Origin of the sequence: Streptomyces melanogenes (assembly GCF_014649795.1) — a bacterium.
Taxonomy (GTDB): Bacteria; Actinomycetota; Actinomycetes; order Streptomycetales; family Streptomycetaceae; genus Streptomyces; species Streptomyces noboritoensis.
In genome coordinates this window covers 318109-333178 of sequence record NZ_BMTS01000001.1, presented here as the reverse complement: position 1 = coordinate 333178, position 15070 = coordinate 318109, and the positions used below count along the sequence as shown (strand labels likewise).

At 71.0% G+C, this 15070-nt stretch carries 13 protein-coding genes; 8 read left to right on the top strand and 5 right to left on the bottom strand.

What is annotated here, in order from left to right; translation table 11 throughout:
• Positions 1-79 precede the first annotated feature (79 nt).
• The 3 genes from IE252_RS01515 to IE252_RS01505 all read left to right on the top strand — a co-directional run bounded on the left by IE252_RS01515 (position 80) and on the right by IE252_RS01505 (position 4909).
• Positions 80-1339, top strand: a complete 1260-nt coding sequence (locus IE252_RS01515) for a YncE family protein (RefSeq protein ID WP_190087820.1) — start codon at positions 80-82, stop codon at positions 1337-1339.
• Between the two features lie 428 nt (positions 1340-1767).
• Positions 1768-3576 (top strand): M4 family metallopeptidase, encoded by a 1809-nt coding sequence (locus IE252_RS01510; RefSeq protein ID WP_190087367.1) that lies wholly within the window; start codon positions 1768-1770, stop codon positions 3574-3576.
• A gap of 223 nt (positions 3577-3799) precedes the next feature.
• Complete coding sequence (locus IE252_RS01505) at positions 3800-4909, top strand: M4 family metallopeptidase (RefSeq protein WP_190087366.1); 1110 nt, start codon at positions 3800-3802, stop codon at positions 4907-4909.
• A gap of 43 nt (positions 4910-4952) precedes the next feature.
• Here IE252_RS01505 and IE252_RS01500 read toward each other — a convergent pair whose 3' ends face one another.
• Both IE252_RS01500 and IE252_RS01495 read right to left on the bottom strand, forming a co-directional pair.
• Complete coding sequence (locus IE252_RS01500; protein WP_190087365.1) at positions 4953-6431, bottom strand: MFS transporter; 1479 nt, start codon at positions 6429-6431, stop codon at positions 4953-4955.
• 123 nt (positions 6432-6554) lie between these two features.
• Entirely contained in the window at positions 6555-7550 is a 996-nt protein-coding gene (locus IE252_RS01495; RefSeq protein WP_190087364.1) for a GNAT family N-acetyltransferase, read from the bottom strand.
• A 136-nt stretch (positions 7551-7686) separates the two neighbouring features.
• On the opposite strand from IE252_RS01495, the gene IE252_RS01490 reads away from it, so the two are divergent.
• Positions 7687-8733, top strand: a complete 1047-nt coding sequence (locus tag IE252_RS01490) for a DUF6528 family protein (RefSeq protein WP_190087363.1) — start codon at positions 7687-7689, stop codon at positions 8731-8733.
• 55 nt (positions 8734-8788) lie between these two features.
• Here IE252_RS01490 and IE252_RS01485 read toward each other — a convergent pair whose 3' ends face one another.
• The 3 genes from IE252_RS01485 to IE252_RS01475 form a co-directional block, all read right to left on the bottom strand.
• Positions 8789-9739, bottom strand: a complete 951-nt coding sequence (locus IE252_RS01485; RefSeq protein ID WP_190087362.1) for a carbohydrate-binding protein — start codon at positions 9737-9739, stop codon at positions 8789-8791.
• A gap of 252 nt (positions 9740-9991) precedes the next feature.
• Positions 9992-10465, bottom strand: coding sequence for an SsgA family sporulation/cell division regulator (locus IE252_RS01480; RefSeq protein ID WP_190087361.1), 474 nt, complete (start codon positions 10463-10465; stop codon positions 9992-9994).
• Positions 10466-10667: 202 nt separating this feature from the next.
• Positions 10668-11891, bottom strand: a complete 1224-nt coding sequence (locus tag IE252_RS01475; RefSeq protein ID WP_190087360.1) for a carbohydrate-binding protein — start codon at positions 11889-11891, stop codon at positions 10668-10670.
• A gap of 279 nt (positions 11892-12170) precedes the next feature.
• Between IE252_RS01475 and IE252_RS01470 the strand changes: the two genes are divergently transcribed.
• The 4 genes from IE252_RS01470 to IE252_RS01460 all read left to right on the top strand — a co-directional run bounded on the left by IE252_RS01470 (position 12171) and on the right by IE252_RS01460 (position 15056).
• Positions 12171-12398, top strand: coding sequence for a hypothetical protein (locus IE252_RS01470; RefSeq protein ID WP_101391270.1), 228 nt, complete (start codon positions 12171-12173; stop codon positions 12396-12398).
• A gap of 64 nt (positions 12399-12462) precedes the next feature.
• Positions 12463-12786, top strand: coding sequence for a hypothetical protein (locus IE252_RS42990; RefSeq protein WP_229847829.1), 324 nt, complete (start codon positions 12463-12465; stop codon positions 12784-12786).
• A gap of 140 nt (positions 12787-12926) precedes the next feature.
• A complete protein-coding gene (locus IE252_RS01465) occupies positions 12927-13709 on the top strand; it encodes a GntR family transcriptional regulator (protein ID WP_190087359.1) in 783 nt (260 codons plus the stop codon).
• Between the two features lie 18 nt (positions 13710-13727).
• Entirely contained in the window at positions 13728-15056 is a 1329-nt protein-coding gene (locus IE252_RS01460; protein WP_190087358.1) for a hypothetical protein, read from the top strand.
• Positions 15057-15070: the final 14 nt, after the last annotated feature.

The window sequence follows — 15070 nt, the reverse complement described above, 5'->3', positions numbered from 1 at the left end:
TCGGGCGCCGCTCATTACCGTCCCGTAGCCACATCGCACCGTGATTGCCATGCCCCCCCACAAGATCACCGGAGTGACGATGCCCCTCTACCGAACGCTCGGCTCCCTGGCGGCCGTGGTGACCCTGGCCGTGACCGGGGCCTCCGCGACCGCGACCGCCTCCGCACCGCCTTCGGCCTCCGCCGCCGCGGGGCTGCGCGAGGTCCTGTTCGTGGGCAACAACTGGGACGGCACCGCCGACGTCGTCGAGTCCAGCGGCGCCCTGGCCCGGATCGGGCGGATCAACGTCATTCCGGACAAGGACCAGCGGATGACCGAGATCTACCTCAACCCGATCAAACTGGCCTACTTCCTCGGCATCAGACAGGGCCCCGGCGAGGGCCACGACCAGTTCGTCGACGACATGTACTCCACGCCCGACGGCTCCGCCGTCGTGGTCTCCCGGCCCAGTTTCGCCGACGTCGTGTCGATCGACCTTGCCACCGGACGCATCAACTGGCGCTTCCCCGTGTCGGGTTACCGCTCGGACCACATGGCGGTCTCCCCCGACGGCACCCGGGTCGCCGTCTCCGCGTCCACCTCGAACACCGTGCACGTGCTCGACATCGCGAGCGGCAAGCAGCTCGGTTCGTTCGCGACCGGCGACAAACCCCACGAAAACGTCTTCACCGACGGCGGCAAGTATCTGTGGAACATGGCGATCGGGGAGGTCAACACGGCCCTCGACGACCCGTGGCTGGACTGGACGAAGGGCGACCGGCACATCACCGTGGTGGACGCGCACACCTTCAAGACGGTCAAGACCATCGACATGCGCGACCGGCTCGACGCGTTCGGCCGCAAGGACCTCTCCGACGCCGTCCGGCCCGTGGTCTTCACCCCCGACGAGTCGAAGCTCTACTTCCAGGTGTCGTTCTTCAACGGCTTCCTCGAATACGACATCGCCACCGACCGGATCACCCGCTCCAAGACACTCCCCAAGAACCCCGCGACCAGCGAGGACCGCACCACCTGGGTCAACGACTCGCGCCACCACGGGCTGTCGATCAGCCCCGACGGGGCCAAGCTCTGCGTCGCCGGGACGATGGACGACTACGCGACGGTCGTCGACCGTACAACGTTGCAGGAAGGCCCCTTGGTTCCCGCCTCCAAGCCGTACTGGGCGACGGTGAGCGGGGACGGCAAGGCCTGTGTCATCTCCGAGGCCGGGGCGGACCGGATCACCGCGATCGACTTCGCGACCGGACAGAAGACGGTGTCCGTCGCGGTCGGCGACCACCCGCAGCGGGTGCGCATCGGCCATGTCTCCGCCGACTGGACCGGCCCGTCCGGGGGCTGACACCCCCGCACCGGCCGCGGCACGGCCGGGGTGAGAGGATCACACCCCGGCCGACCTGCTGGAACATGCGCGTTTTCCCCGTACGCGGAGAAAGCACCGTACGTACATGGAGGAAGCACCGTCCGCGCGCTGTGATCACCAGCACAGTGTGCGGGCGGAGCAACCAACCCCGTCGTGCGTGCATCTGGACCAGTGGCATACAGCAGGAACACAGAGAACACACAGCCCGTCGCCCTCCGTTCAGTTGGGCGGGGACGATTGTTAAATCTGAGTTCCAAAGGCGCGTAAGCCGAACAAACGCCTTTACATGCACATGTCAGGCGTAGCAGGGTTCGCTCGGGGCCACACAGTCCCCGCGGTGCTCAAGGGCACCGTGCGTACGGGCGGTTGTAGCCGGCCGCCCCCGCAACACATAAGGACCCTCCATAGTGCGTACACCCCACATACGCAGACTGGCGATCGCCCTGGCCGTCACCACGGCCGCGACCATCACGGCAGGGGGCGTGGGCACCGCCGTCGCGACCTCCGCCACCACCGGGACCTCCTCCGTCGCCGCCGTCAAGTCCGCCCAGTCGGTCGTGGAGGCGGCGCGCGCCGCCGCCTTCGCGCACGCCGCCGCCACCGGTGTCTCCAAGGACGACACCCTGACGGCCACCGACACCCTGATCGACCCGGACGGCAAGCAGCACGTCCGGTTCGTCCGCGCCCACAAGGGCCTGCCGGTCCTCGGCGGCGACCTGGTCGTCCACCTCGACGCCAAGTCCGCCTACCTGGACGTGACCCGGGCCACCCGCAAGCAGGTCGCCGTCACCGCCAAGACCCCGAAGCTGACGGCCGAGCAGGCCAAGGCGAAGGCGGCCTCGGTGGCGAAGGGAGACGCCGACTCGGCCGAGCTGGTCGTCGACGCGCGCGCCGACCGCACGGCGCTCGCGTACCAGATCAAGGTCACCGGCAGCAAGACCACCGAGGGGGGCGGCGCCCGCACGGTCGTCGTCGACGCCGCCACCGGTGCCGTGCTCAGCAACGCCCCGGTCAACGACCAGTTCGTCTCGCCGCAGCTGAAGGCGAAGCTGCGCCAGCGCGGCGAGAAGGTGGCGCCCCTGACCGGTGCGACCGCCCCCTCCGGCGCGGCCGCCTCGGCGTCCGGCGCCAAGCCGTTCAACCCGCCGAAGAGCGCGGGCATCCCCTCGCTCGGCACCGGCAACTCGCTGTTCGTCGGCCAGGTCCAGCTGAACACGCTGAAGACCGGCAGCAGCTCCTACCTGCTCAAGGACGCCTCGCGCGGCAACACCGAGACGCGCGACGCCGGCGGCCGCGAGGTCGTGCAGTTCTCCCAGGGCAAGCCGTTCACCAGCACCAACAACACCTGGGGCAACAGCGCCCTGAGCAGCCGTCAGACGGCCGCCGTGGACGCCCAGTTCGGCGTCGCCAGCACCCTCGACTTCTACAAGAAGGTGCTGGGCCGCAACGGCATCAAGAACGACGGCGTCGGCGCCCGCGCGATGGTGCACTTCGGCACCAACGTCGGCAACGCCTTCTGGTACTCGGACTGCGGCTGCATGCTCTACGGCGACGGTGACGGCCAGACCTTCACCAAGCCGCTGGTCGTGCTCGACGTCACGGGCCACGAGCTCACCCACGGCGTCGTCGACGCCACGGCCAACCTCCAGCCGACCCGGGTCGACGCGAACGACAACCAGTTCGGTGAGGCGGGCTCGCTCAACGAGTCGCTGGCGGACATCTTCGGGAGCGCGGTCGAGTTCCAGACCAACAACCCGAAGAACCCGCCGAACTACCTGATGGGCGAGAAGCTGGGCCTGGCCCAGACCTTCCTGCGCCGTCTGGACAAGCCGTCGCTCGACAAGCTGGAAGGCACGGTCGACTACTGGTCGCCGGCGTCGTACGACACCGAGGTGCACGCCGGTTCCGGCGTCTCCTCGCACGCGTACTACCTGCTCGCCGAGGGCAGCGGCCAGAAGACGATCGGCGGGGTCGCCTACGACTCGCCGACGTACGACGGCTCGACCGTGACCGGCATCGGCCGGGACAAGGCCACGCAGATCTTCTACCGCGCCCTGTCCCGCTACATGGTCTCCACGACCGACTTCCACGACGCCCGCACGGCGACGCTGAAGGCGGCGACCGACCTGTACGGCGCGAACAGCGTCGAGTACAAGACGGTGGACAAGGCCTGGGCCGCCGTCAACGTCACCGTGGCGAACACGCCGAAGCACTGACGCCTGACGCAGTTCCCAGAAGGCGCTCCCGCGAGACCCGCGGGGGCGCCTTCGCCGTTCGATGACCGGATCCCGTCGCCCCAGCGGCGAAGCCGAGCCATTTTCTTGACGGGATCCTGCCAACCCGTGCGCCGCTCCCCCATGCTGCGACCCGGCGCCCACCCGGCGCCCCGAGAGCGAGGCGCCACCGCGCCCGCGTCGCCGACCGAGGGGCAGACAGCAGATGGACCGACAGGGAAACCGCAGCGCCAGACGCACGCACACCACGGGACGCGGCCGGGCCGCGCTCGCGGCGGCCGTCCTCACCGTATCGGCCACCGTCGCGGGCCTGACCGGCGCTCCACCGGCCGCGGCCGACTCACCCGCACTGGGCAGCGGCACCGGGGTCTTCGACGGCAAGGTGCCGCTGACGACCACGAAGACGGCCACGTCGTATCTGCTCCAGGACCCGACCCGGGGCAACACCGACACCGTCGACGGACAGACCCACGCCATCCTGACCGATGCCGACAACGTATGGGGCAACGGACTGCCGACCAACCGCCAGTCCGTGGGGGTGGACGCCCAGTTCGCGGCGGCCTCGGTGTGGGACTACTACAAGTCGTCCTTCAACCGCCTGGGCGTACGCAACGACGGCAAGGGGGTCCGCAGCGTCGTGCACTACGGCTCCAACTACCCCAACGTGTTCTGGAGCGACGCGTGCGGGTGCATCAACTACGGTGACGGGCCCGGCAACGCGCACCCGCTCACCGCTCTCGACATCGGCGCCCACGAGATCACGCACGGCGTCACCTCGGCCACCGCCGGGCTCGGCTACAGCGGCGAACCCGGCGCCCTCAACGAGGCCACTTCGGACATCTTCGCCACCATGGTCGAGTTCCACGCCAACATCCCGGCCGACGTGCCGGACTACTTCATCGGCGAGAAGCCCGACTTCAACGGCAACGGCACACCCCTGCGCTACATGGACCGCCCCTCCCGGGACGGCGTCTCGCCGGACTACTGGTCGCCGTCGCTGCCCACCCTGGACCCGCACTACGGCTCCGGTGTGGCCAACCACTTCTTCTTCCTGCTCGCGGAGGGCAGCGGCCCCCGGGTGATCAACGGGATCTCGTACGACAGCCCGACCGTCAACGGCGCCAAGCTCCTCGGCATCGGCCGCACCAAGGCGGCGGCGATCTGGTACCGCACCCTGACCCAGTACCTGACCCCCAACGCCAACTACCGCGCCGCACGCACCGCCACGATCGCCGCCGCCCGCGACCTGTACGGGACGACCAGCCCCGCGGCCGCCGCGGTGGCCGCGGCCTGGAGCGCGGTCAACGTGAACTGACCTCGGCCCGGAGGCCGCCGCACAAGGGGCGGCCTCCCGGTCCTCATCCCCCGGCGGTCGCCTCCCGCACCGACAGCGGCGTGGCGATGTCCTCCAGTGCCTTGCCCTCGGCGTCGACCGCGAAGAACGCGGCCACCGTGCCCGCCACCGTCATCAGGGCCGCGCCGATGCAGAACGCCAGGACCGCGTCGTCGACCACTCCGCTCGACGTCAGGTCCGAGAAGACCAGCGGCCCGGAGATGCCGCCGGCCGCCGTGCCGATCGCGTAGAAGAAGGCGATCGCCATCGCCCGTGTCTCCATCGGGAAGATCTCACTCACCGTCAGATACGCCGAACTGGCCCCCGCCGACGCGAAGAACAGCACCACGCACCAGCACGCGGTCATCGTGGGCGCGTTCAGCCACCCCTGGCTGAAGAACCAGGCCGTGACGAAGAGCAGAACGCCGGAGAGCAGATACGTCCCGGCGATCATCACCTTGCGCCCGACGGTGTCGAAGAACCGGCCGAGCAGCAGCGGCCCGAGGAAGTTGCCGAAGGCGATGACGGCGAAGAAGTAGCCCGTCGCCCCGCTGGAGACGTCGAAGAACTTCACCAGGATCGAACCGAAGCCGAACGTGATGGCGTTGTACAGGAAGGCCTGCCCGATGAAGAGCGCGAAGCCGAGCACCGCGCGCTTCGGATAGGAGCGGAAGAGGGTCCGGGCGATCTCGACGAACCCCACGCTCTCGCGCTGCTCGATGGTGATGAGCCGCCCCGGCGCGGGCAGCGGCTCGCCCTTCTCCTCCTCGACCTGCCGCTCCACGCCGTCGACGAGCTCTTCGGCGCCCTCCTCGTGGCCGTGGATGAACATCCAGCGCGGGCTCTCCGGCACATGGCGCCGCACCACCAGGATGACCAGGCCGAGCACCACACCGAGTCCGAAGGTGAGCCGCCAGCCGAGGTCCTTGGGGAAGATGTCCGTGTTGAGGGCGAGTACGGAGAGGAGCGCGCCGCCCATCGCGCCGAGCCAGTAGCTGCCGTTGATGATCAGGTCCACCCGGCCGCGGTACTTGCTGGGGATGAGCTCGTCGATCGCGGAGTTGATGGCCGCGTACTCGCCGCCGATGCCGAAGCCCGTCAGGAAGCGGAACAGGAAGAACCACCAGGCCGAGAAGGACAGCGCGGTCATGGCGGTGGCGGCGAGATAGACGGCGAGGGTGATCAGGAAGAGCTTCTTGCGGCCGTACCGGTCGGTGAGCCAGCCGAAGAACAGCGCGCCGGAGCAGGCCCCTGCCACGTACAGCGCGGCGCCGAGGCCGGTGACCTGCGCGTCGGTGATGGCCAGGCCGCTGCCGTCCTCGGAGAGGCGGCTGGCGATGTTGCCGACGACGGTGACTTCGAGGCCGTCGAGGATCCAGACGGTGCCGAGCCCGATGACGATCATCCAGTGCCAGCGCGACCAGGGCAGCCGGTCGAGCCGCGCGGGGACCTCGGTGGTGATGGTCCGGCCGCGCGCCCCGCTGCCCGCCGTCACACCGTCCATGCGTGCCTCCCTGACCTGACTGCTCCGGGCCGCTGCGCACCCGGATACCGGACATGCCCGCCACGGGTACCCGAAGATCATCGCGGCTAACCGCGCGAACCCCGTTCGTGTGGGGCGCCCCGCTCAGGCCCGGGGCAGCGGCCGGGCGTACGTGACGTACTCGCGGTGGGCGGTGAAGCCGAGACGTTCGTAGAGGCCCAGGGCGCCGGACGGGTTGGCGGTGTCGACGGTGAGCGAGGCGCTGTCGTAGCCGTGGGTGAGGGCCGCGTCGAGGGTGGCGGCCATCAGGGCGGGGGCGGCGCCGCGGCCCCGGTGCGAGCGGCGGGTGGCGAGGTAGCCGATGTGGCAGTCGCGAGTGCCGTCGGCGGCGGTGTCCGCGTCGTACTCCTCGGCGATCAGATACGCCACCACCTCGTCCCCGTCCAGGAGCAGCCGCGACAGGGCCGGGCGGAACGAGCGGGCGCCCACGACCCAGGTCCGCCAGTCGGTCCCGTCCATCTCGGTGAAGTCCCAGTGGTCCCGGAAGGCGTCGTTGTGGGCCAGCCGGGTGGCTTCGTCGTACGCGGGCTCGAACTCCACGAGCCGCAGCCCCTGCGGTACGCCGCCGGTCATCGGGCGGCCCGTGTTGAGCGGGTGGGTCATCTCGAACCACCAGCGGCAGGCAGTGAAGGAGGCGCTCCCGGCGAGCGCCTCCAGATTCTCGTCGCCGGACTTTCCGCTGATCAGGAGCTCGCCGGGCAGGTGCGTGAAGCCCTCGGCGTAGAGCGCGCGGGCCCGGGAGTCCATCCAGGCGACCAGATGGCGGCCGATCCCCTGGCGCCGCCACTCGGGCCGGACCGCCGCGTCGCCGCGGAAGCGGGCGGCGTCCACGGCGCCGTCCGGGGTGTGCAGCAGGGCGTACGCGACCATCCGCGCGCCGTCCCACAGCGTCAGGGTGTCCCGCTCCAGGTCCAGCTTGGGGTTCTCCAGCTCTTCGGCGAGGTCGTCCGCGTCGACGTGGTGGCCGGTCCGGTCGACCCGCTCCGCGTCGCCGCGCAGGTCCAGCCAGGCGGGCACGTCGGCCTTGTCCATCGGCCGCGTCAGAAACCCCCCGGGTGCGATGTGCGACGTGGTGTTCACCGCTCCATAGTCGGGTGCGCGCGACGGCCCCGCCCGCCGAGCCGGGCCGGGCCCGCTGGCCCGTCCGGGTGGAGTAGGCGCGGACGCGGTGCCCCCACGCCGTATGAAATGACAGCGCCTGTCAACGTAGGGCCACGTGTCCACGACGCGATCCGCATCCCCCTCGCGCGCTCCCCGCCGGGCCCTGCTGCGCGCCGCCGTGGCGGGCGGGCTCGCCGCGGTGGCGCCGCCGACGGCCCGTGCGGCCGGACGGGCCCCGGCCACGCCGGGGGCGCCGCCGACCCAGATCCTCGCCTGCGACCAGGCGTCCCAGTCGGTGCTCCTGCTCGACGCGACCAGCGCCTACTGGCGTTCCGGGCAGAGCGACCGGACGGCGCGGGCCGCCGATCTGCTGCCGCTGTGGTCGTGGACGCCCGTGGACGACCCCGGCCTGGCGGATCTCGATCCGCAGAGCGGCTGGCGCAACGTCAGCGACGCCAAGGCCCGCTCCACCACCTCCGGCCCGCTCCTGCTGACCTGCGCCTCCGGCGGGTTCGTGGCGGCTGTCCGGCACGAGGGCGCGGCGGTGTACTGGGCGGCGTCGCTGCCCGCCTGGACCAACCCGCACACCGTCGAACTGCTGCCGGACGGCGACATCGCGGTGGCGGCCAGCACCGGCGGCTTCGTCCGCGTCTACACCGCCTCGCAGGGCGCGCGCTCCCGCGTGCATGCCTCGTTCGCGCTGCCGGGTGCGCACGGGCTGCTCTGGGACGCGGGCAGCGGGCTGCTGTGGGCGCTCGGCACCGGGCTGCTCGTGGGCCTCGCCGTGGAGGGCGGAGCGGCCAGCCCGCGGCTGACGGCGGCGCGCTCCTATCCGCTGCCCGAGTCCGGCGGCCACGACCTGGCGCGGGCGCTGGGCGCGGACACCCCGATGTGGCTGTCGACGAGCGGGCATGTGCGCCAGTTCGCCGTCCGCACCGGCGCGTTCGTGCCGTACGCGAACCAGAGCGCCGTCGACCGGCCCACGGTCAAGAGCGTCAGCCAGCACCCGGTCACCGGTCAGGTCCTGACCGTCAGCCCCGAGCCGGGCGCGCCCTGCACCTGGTGCACCTCGCGCATCCGCTTCCACGGCCCGGGCGGCGAGGAGGAGCTCAAGGGGTCGAGCCTGTACAAGGCGCGGTGGTGGACGGCCGACCGGCCGTGACGTCCGGCCGCCGAGGAGCGGCGGCCGGACGCCGACGGGGCGGTTCAGGACGCGGTCACTGCCGTACGGTCCAGTGGTCGTTGGCGCCCGCCTGGAGGAACTTCAGGGGCGGGCACAGGAAGTCACGCCCGGACGGGTTCGCCTCGGTCCACGGGGAGTCGGCCGGTCGCGCGGGCTTCCAGGCGCCGTTCTTGCGCAGCTGGATCGTGCTGCTGTCGAAGACGGTATTCCTCGCCTCGGTGCAGTAGTAGCCCACCTTGGTGGCCGGGTTGACGCTCGCGTATATCTCGAAGATGTCCCAGCCGTAGTCCAGGTCGCTCTGGTCGGTGCCGGACTGGCGGTAGAGCAGCTCCCACTGGGCGGTGCGGTAGTTGTACAGGTACGAGGACCAGCGATTGCCGGATCCGGTGTCCTTGACGAGCTGGATGCTGAAGGCGGGGCGACCGTCGACGGCGGTGGTGTACTTCGCGCGGAAGTCGGCGTCCAGCGGCAGGATCTTGGCGGGGCCGCCGTTCTGCGAGCACCAGTCCCAGGCCCACAGCTCGTTGCCGCTGTTCCAGTACGCGGTGACCACTTCGATGCAGGAGTTCTGCGCCTTGGTGGTGGGCGCGTAGGTGAAGTTGTCCGCGTTGCTCACGCGGTAGGCGGCGTCGACGCTGTGGGTGGCGGTGATGCCGTCGTGGGTGCCGGGCTGCGGGAAGATCCCCCACCAGTTGTGGGTGAGGGCGGCGGCGCGCGCCCGGCGGTGGGCGGCGCGGCCGTCCCTGAGCGCCTCGACGGCGCGGTCGCGGCCCGCGTCACGGCCGGGGGCGCGGGCTCCCGCGACGGCGCCGTGGTGCGGGGCGTCGGGCGAGGGCGCGGCGCCGGGGCGTTCGGCGGGCCGGGCGGCGGCGGTCCCGGCGCCGTGCACGCCGCCCAGGGCCGCGGCGGCGACGAGCAGGGCGGCCGCGAGGGCGGTTCTCGCGGATCTGGCAGACCTCGCTCGGGTGGGCGTGTGTCTGTTCACGTGGCTCCTCCAGACCGGACCGGGGTCCGGACGTCATGGGGTACGACGGTGGGGGTGGGAGCACGGTCCGGCGGCGGCGCGGGATGGTGCGCCGCGGCGGAACCGAATAAGCGACTGTAATGTCCATGTCATTGACAGAACTGTCAATAGCCGCAGGAGCCACACGCGTTGATACGGGATGCTTTCGAGCCGCGCCCGCTCCGGAGCACCGGGGCGGGCGGCGGGCTCAGGAATCCGTTCCCCCCGTCGGGTCTACCGGGCGCCGTGGTCCGGACACGGACACTCCCGGCCGCACCACTGGCAGGCCGGGGCCGGTGACGTAGGCGCGAACAGCAGGTCCAGGACCGCGTCCACGTCGTAGCCGTCCAGCTCACTCCCTTCCGGAACGAGTTGGTACGTACGGGAGAGGAACTCCGCGACGTCCTCCCGGCCGGCCAGCAGGTCGGCGCTGCCTTCGTCCGAATCCAGCCTGATCCGTAACCCCCCGTCGCCGCAGTACCAGACCCGCACATCACCCAGGCCGACCGGGCGGCGGGACGTCAGCCCCTCGGCCACCAGGTCCCGGCCCATCGTCCAGGTGGTGTGGGTGCCGTTGCCGCACACGAAGTCCACGGACACCGCGAGCGGGTCGTCGGAGTCGTAGGTCATCACGGCCTCCACCGGCGTCATGGCATCACCCCCCTCGTGCAACAGCTCCACATACAGCGGTACGCAGATCTCTTCCATGTCTCCCCCCTCGGGACGGGCACCAGCGTCGTCTCTATGTCCTCTATGACGAAATGGACAGTGGTGTTAGTGACGGATTCCACCACCTCACATACGCACCGCGCGCCCGAACGGACTCAACTGCCCCCATCGGCCCCCGAAAACGCGTCAGCGCGCCCCCGGTCAAGGGGGCGCGCCGGACACACGGGCACCTAGGAACGCATCAGCACGCTCCCTCGTCCAGCCACACGCCCCACTCGCCGGTGGTCCCGGGCTCCTCGTTCTGGGTCCACCACTTGGCCTTCCACTTGTGGCCCTTGTGGGAGACCTCGTTGCCCGACGTGTAGATCGCGGCACTGCTCCAGGCCGCCACCGAGCAGCTTCCGGGCGGCGTCGTGGGAGGCGTGGTGGGCGGGTCGGTGGGCGGGGTGGCACCGGCGAACCGCACGGCGTACTTGGCGAAGTCCCAGTCGGCCTGGGCCACGCTGCTGCACGTGCCGGAGGTGGTGCCGTTGTTGTCGGGCGGCGAGCACTGCCGGTCCCGGTTGAGCGACCAGAAGGTGAAGCGGTCCATCCCGTGGCCGGTGGCGTAGTCGAGGACGGTCTGGAAGTCGGCCTGGCGGAAGTACTCGCCGGTGTCGCTGCGGCCGTTCATCCCGGAGAAGCCCTCGTGGGCGTAGGCGGTCGCCGCGCTCCAGCCGAAGGTCGACTGGAGGATGGAGTTGAAGTTGGTCAGCGCGCTCGTCTGGGCGGCGGCGCCGTTGAAGCCCCCGTCGAACGGCATGATCGAGAAGTTGTTGGGCACGAAGCCCTGCGCCTTGGCCTCGCCCAGCATCTGCTTCCCGAACCAGCCCGTGCCGTCGGCGGTTCCGGCCGTGGTCACCGAGACGTACAGGCCGGGGTTGTTCTGCTGGAGGATCTTGGCGGCGCCGATCTCATGGGCGATGGCCGTGCTGTTCTCGTACTCGGGCTCCTCCAGATCGAAGTCGATCGCCTTCAGCTGGTACTTGGTGACGACCTGCTGGTACGCGGCCGCGGTGCTCGCCGCGTCGGAGCAGGTCTGGCCGAGCTTGGTGCCGCCGTAGCCGCCGACGGAGACGGACACGTCGCCGCCCTTGGCCCTGATGGCGGCGACGACGGAGCCGACGGCCGTGTCGGAGGAGACGGGCGCGGTGCCGCCCCAAGTGGGGCTGCATCCGCCGCCGTTGGGGGCGAGGACGAACGCGAGCTGGAACGCCTTGAGCCCGGTGGCGTCCATGATGGCGCCCGCGTTGGGCGGGTTGTTGTCCAGCGGCATCAGATACGGCGCCGCCGCGTACCACCGGTTGCCCAGCGCGGCCGCGGCGGCCGGTGCCCCGGACGCCTGACCGGCGACGAAGGCCGAGAGGCCGGCCGTGGCGAGCGCGGCGGTGGCGGCACCGCAGAGGAGAGCGCGAAGACGCTTCATGTCCAGGTCTCCTGGGGTGGGGGGAGTTCCCCGGCGTCCGGAGGGGACTCCGGAGGGATGGGTTCCCAGCAGAATCGAGCCGTGTCCGGGGCACGTCAACGACTTGGACTAGACCATGGGGAATCTTTGAACCTGCGACGGGATACGTGGACTTGAGCCGCGCGGAGGGGACGGGCGGCCCGCCCGCGCGCCGCACGGCCCGCGTTGTCAGTGCCGCGAGGGATGCTTGACGGTCCGACACCTTTCCAAGGATCCGAAGGACACGAGGGAGAAGCCGAGATGACCGAACCGGAGCGGACGGCCGCCAAGGCGTACGTCCGGCTGCTGCGCACCGCCCAGGCCGTGCTCGCCGACCCGGCGACGGCCCCGCGCGCCCTGGCGCTGCTCGCCGGGCCGATGGCCGAGGCGGAGGAGTCCCTGCGGGCGGCGGGCCTCGCGGGCAACGAGGCCAGACTGTTCGCACTGGTGGAGGACCTCCAGACCGATACCTGCGCCTCGGGTCCATGAGCGCGGGGCGCGCCTGCCACTATGGGGCTGCGAGGCGGTGACGGCGATCGGGAGGGTGCGCGCGATGCGGGACCCGGATGTACGGCTCGGACTCGAACCCCGCGCGGACGGCGGCCCGTTCGGGCGGCTCCGCACGCGCACGCCCAGCGTGCCGCCCTGCGGGAACGCCCCCGCACCCCGCCGCCCGTCCACCCCTCGTTCACCCGGCACCAGACCTGCGGCCGCGCGGAGCGAGGTCCACGACCCCGTCGGCGGCGCCCCACAGGGCGCCCCCGACGGGGCGGACACGCCCGCCTCCGGCCGCGCGACGGACGCGTCCACAAGGCGGGCGCACCCGGGCGGATTTCCGGACGCGAACGACGCGCTCCGGCCATTCCTGGCCGCGTGACCCGCGCGCCCCCTTGCCCACGTGTTGCAATCTCGCCAATGACAGGCTCCGGATCGCTTCGGCGGTCTAGACCAATGATACAAAGGCAGTCGCTCCACAGAACCGTTCAGACACCCGCAGTGATCAATCTAGGGAGACACATGCCCGGCACACATGGTCATTCCCTGCCCCCCGTTCCCCGGTACCTGGAGATCGCCCACGACCTCAAGTCCACGATCGAGTCCGGCACTTCGGCCCCCGGACACCGACTGCCCGCCGAGCGCATCCTCGCCGAGCACTACCGCAGCAACCGCCAGACGATCCGTCAGGCCCTGGACGTACTGCGACAGGAAGGGCTCATCAGCACCGAGAAGCGCGGCTCCTTCGTCCGCGGCGACCGCCCCGGCGAGGCGCACGCGCGGCTGCTCCAGGCGCCCCCGGAGGCGCAGTTCCCGCTGGGCGCGCTCAGCCCCCGGGCGGGCATCGCCGCCGCCACCCGGCTCGTCTGGGAGGCCGCCCCGGCGACGTACGCGACCAGGCTGGGCCTGCGGCCCGGCGTCCGCACCCTCGTCCACTACTACACGGCCTCGGCCGGCGACAGGGTGATCCAGCACGCGGTCAGCTACCTCTCCCCCAGCCTCATCGCCCAGATCCCGCTCCTCGCCCGCTACGAGCGGACGCTGTCCCACCACACCCACAGCGATCTGCGCCGCCTCTACGCCTGGGCGGCGGACGCCGGGCTCAGCCTGGAGCACAACGAGCAGCTCACCATGGCCCCCGGCGACGACCGCTCCGACGGCGTCCCGCAGCTGGAGATCCACCGCGAGGTGCGCGACCAGCACCACCGCACGGTGGAAATCACCCTGCTGACCTTCCCCCACGCCGAACAAGGCCCCATATATCACTTCACGTCCCCGGCCCGGGATGTGCGCCCGCCGCTCTGAGGCATACCCTTCCTACCCATGACAAGATCATGGAAGACGGGGCTCACCGCCCTGGCCGCCGGGTTCGCCGCCGTCGCCGCGACCCTGGTGACGGCCGGCCCCGCCCAGGCGGCCACGCCGTTCGGCTCGATCGACAGCGCTGTCGTCGGCCAGTTCGCCCTCGACCCGGTCGCGGACTTCGGCGGGCAGCGCCAGAACACCTTCGACGTCTACGACGAGGCGATCAGGGCGGTGGAGGCCAAGGGCGCGGTCGCCCAGGTGAACGCCACGAGCGTGCTCACCTCGGGCGGCCGCACCGGCACCAACGGGCTGTGCCACGGCACCGGCCTGGCGGCGGGCCTGAACCCCTCGGGCTTCTGCTGGGACAAGGCGGACGACACGTCCAACTCGTACACCGACGCGGGCGGCTGGACGCCGCAGGGCCTGACCGGCTCCTACGACGCCCAGCCGGGCGGCCTGGTAGACGGCCACAAGGCGTTCCTGGCCTCCTGGCACTTCAGCCGGGGCCTGGGCGGGGCGAACCCGGTGGGGAACGAGTTCGCCCGCGTCAGCCTGGTCAACGCCGACAACGGCAAGATCACGTACAACCATCTGCTGCTCGTCGAGCCGACCGGCACCCGGGCGGGCGGCGACGGCAACTTCCGGGCCGTCCAGGGCACCCACGCCGACGGCGTGGTCTGGTACGGCAACAAGGTCTTCGTCGCCAACGGCCGCTGGCTCCAGGTGTACGACCTCCAGCACATCTGGAAGGTCAACTCCAGCCAGGAGTCGGTCGGCATCACCGGCACGACCTCCTCAGCGCGCTGGAGCAACTACGCGCTGCCGATGATCGGCCGCTACCGCACCACCGCCGACGACAACACCGCCTGCGTGGTGGCCACCGGCACGAGCCCCTGTCTGAACTCGCTGAGCCTGGACCGCACCGGCCAGGACGGCCTGGTCTCCGCCGAGTACAAGCCCGGCGGCGCGGGCGGCCGCGTCGTGCGCTGGCCGCTGAACTACCTCACCGCGCTCCCCACCACCACCGACCCCTCCGGCCACGGCGTCAGCCATGCCACCGTCGGCTACTCGTCCCCGGTCTGGGCGATGCAGGGCGCCGCGACCAACGGCCAGTACTGGTACATGAGCGGCACCTGCCCCACCGGCACCGGCGGCGGATCCGGCGACGCCATCGACTACTCGTGCATCCACCGGGCACTGCCCGACGACGCCCCGCACGTGTACACCACCTCCCCGGTCCTCACCCAGAACCTCGGCTACGCGCCGGACACGGGACGGATCTGGGGCATCAACGAGCGCATCAACTCCACCACCGGCATACGGGTCGTCTTCTCGATCAACGGCTGACGCACTCCCGTACC

Coding starts and splice junctions, on each gene's coding strand:
- IE252_RS01515 (WP_190087820.1), top strand. CDS start 80: ATGCCCCTCTACCGAACGCTCGGCTCCCTGGCGGCCGTGGTGACCCTG.
- IE252_RS01505 (WP_190087366.1), top strand. CDS start 3,800: ATGGACCGACAGGGAAACCGCAGCGCCAGACGCACGCACACCACGGGA.
- IE252_RS01500 (WP_190087365.1), bottom strand. CDS start 6,431: ATGGACGGTGTGACGGCGGGCAGCGGGGCGCGCGGCCGGACCATCACC.
- IE252_RS01480 (WP_190087361.1), bottom strand. CDS start 10,465: ATGGAAGAGATCTGCGTACCGCTGTATGTGGAGCTGTTGCACGAGGGG.
- IE252_RS01475 (WP_190087360.1), bottom strand. CDS start 11,891: ATGAAGCGTCTTCGCGCTCTCCTCTGCGGTGCCGCCACCGCCGCGCTC.
- IE252_RS01470 (WP_101391270.1), top strand. CDS start 12,171: ATGACCGAACCGGAGCGGACGGCCGCCAAGGCGTACGTCCGGCTGCTG.
- IE252_RS42990 (WP_229847829.1), top strand. CDS start 12,463: ATGCGGGACCCGGATGTACGGCTCGGACTCGAACCCCGCGCGGACGGC.
- IE252_RS01465 (WP_190087359.1), top strand. CDS start 12,927: ATGCCCGGCACACATGGTCATTCCCTGCCCCCCGTTCCCCGGTACCTG.
- IE252_RS01460 (WP_190087358.1), top strand. CDS start 13,728: ATGACAAGATCATGGAAGACGGGGCTCACCGCCCTGGCCGCCGGGTTC.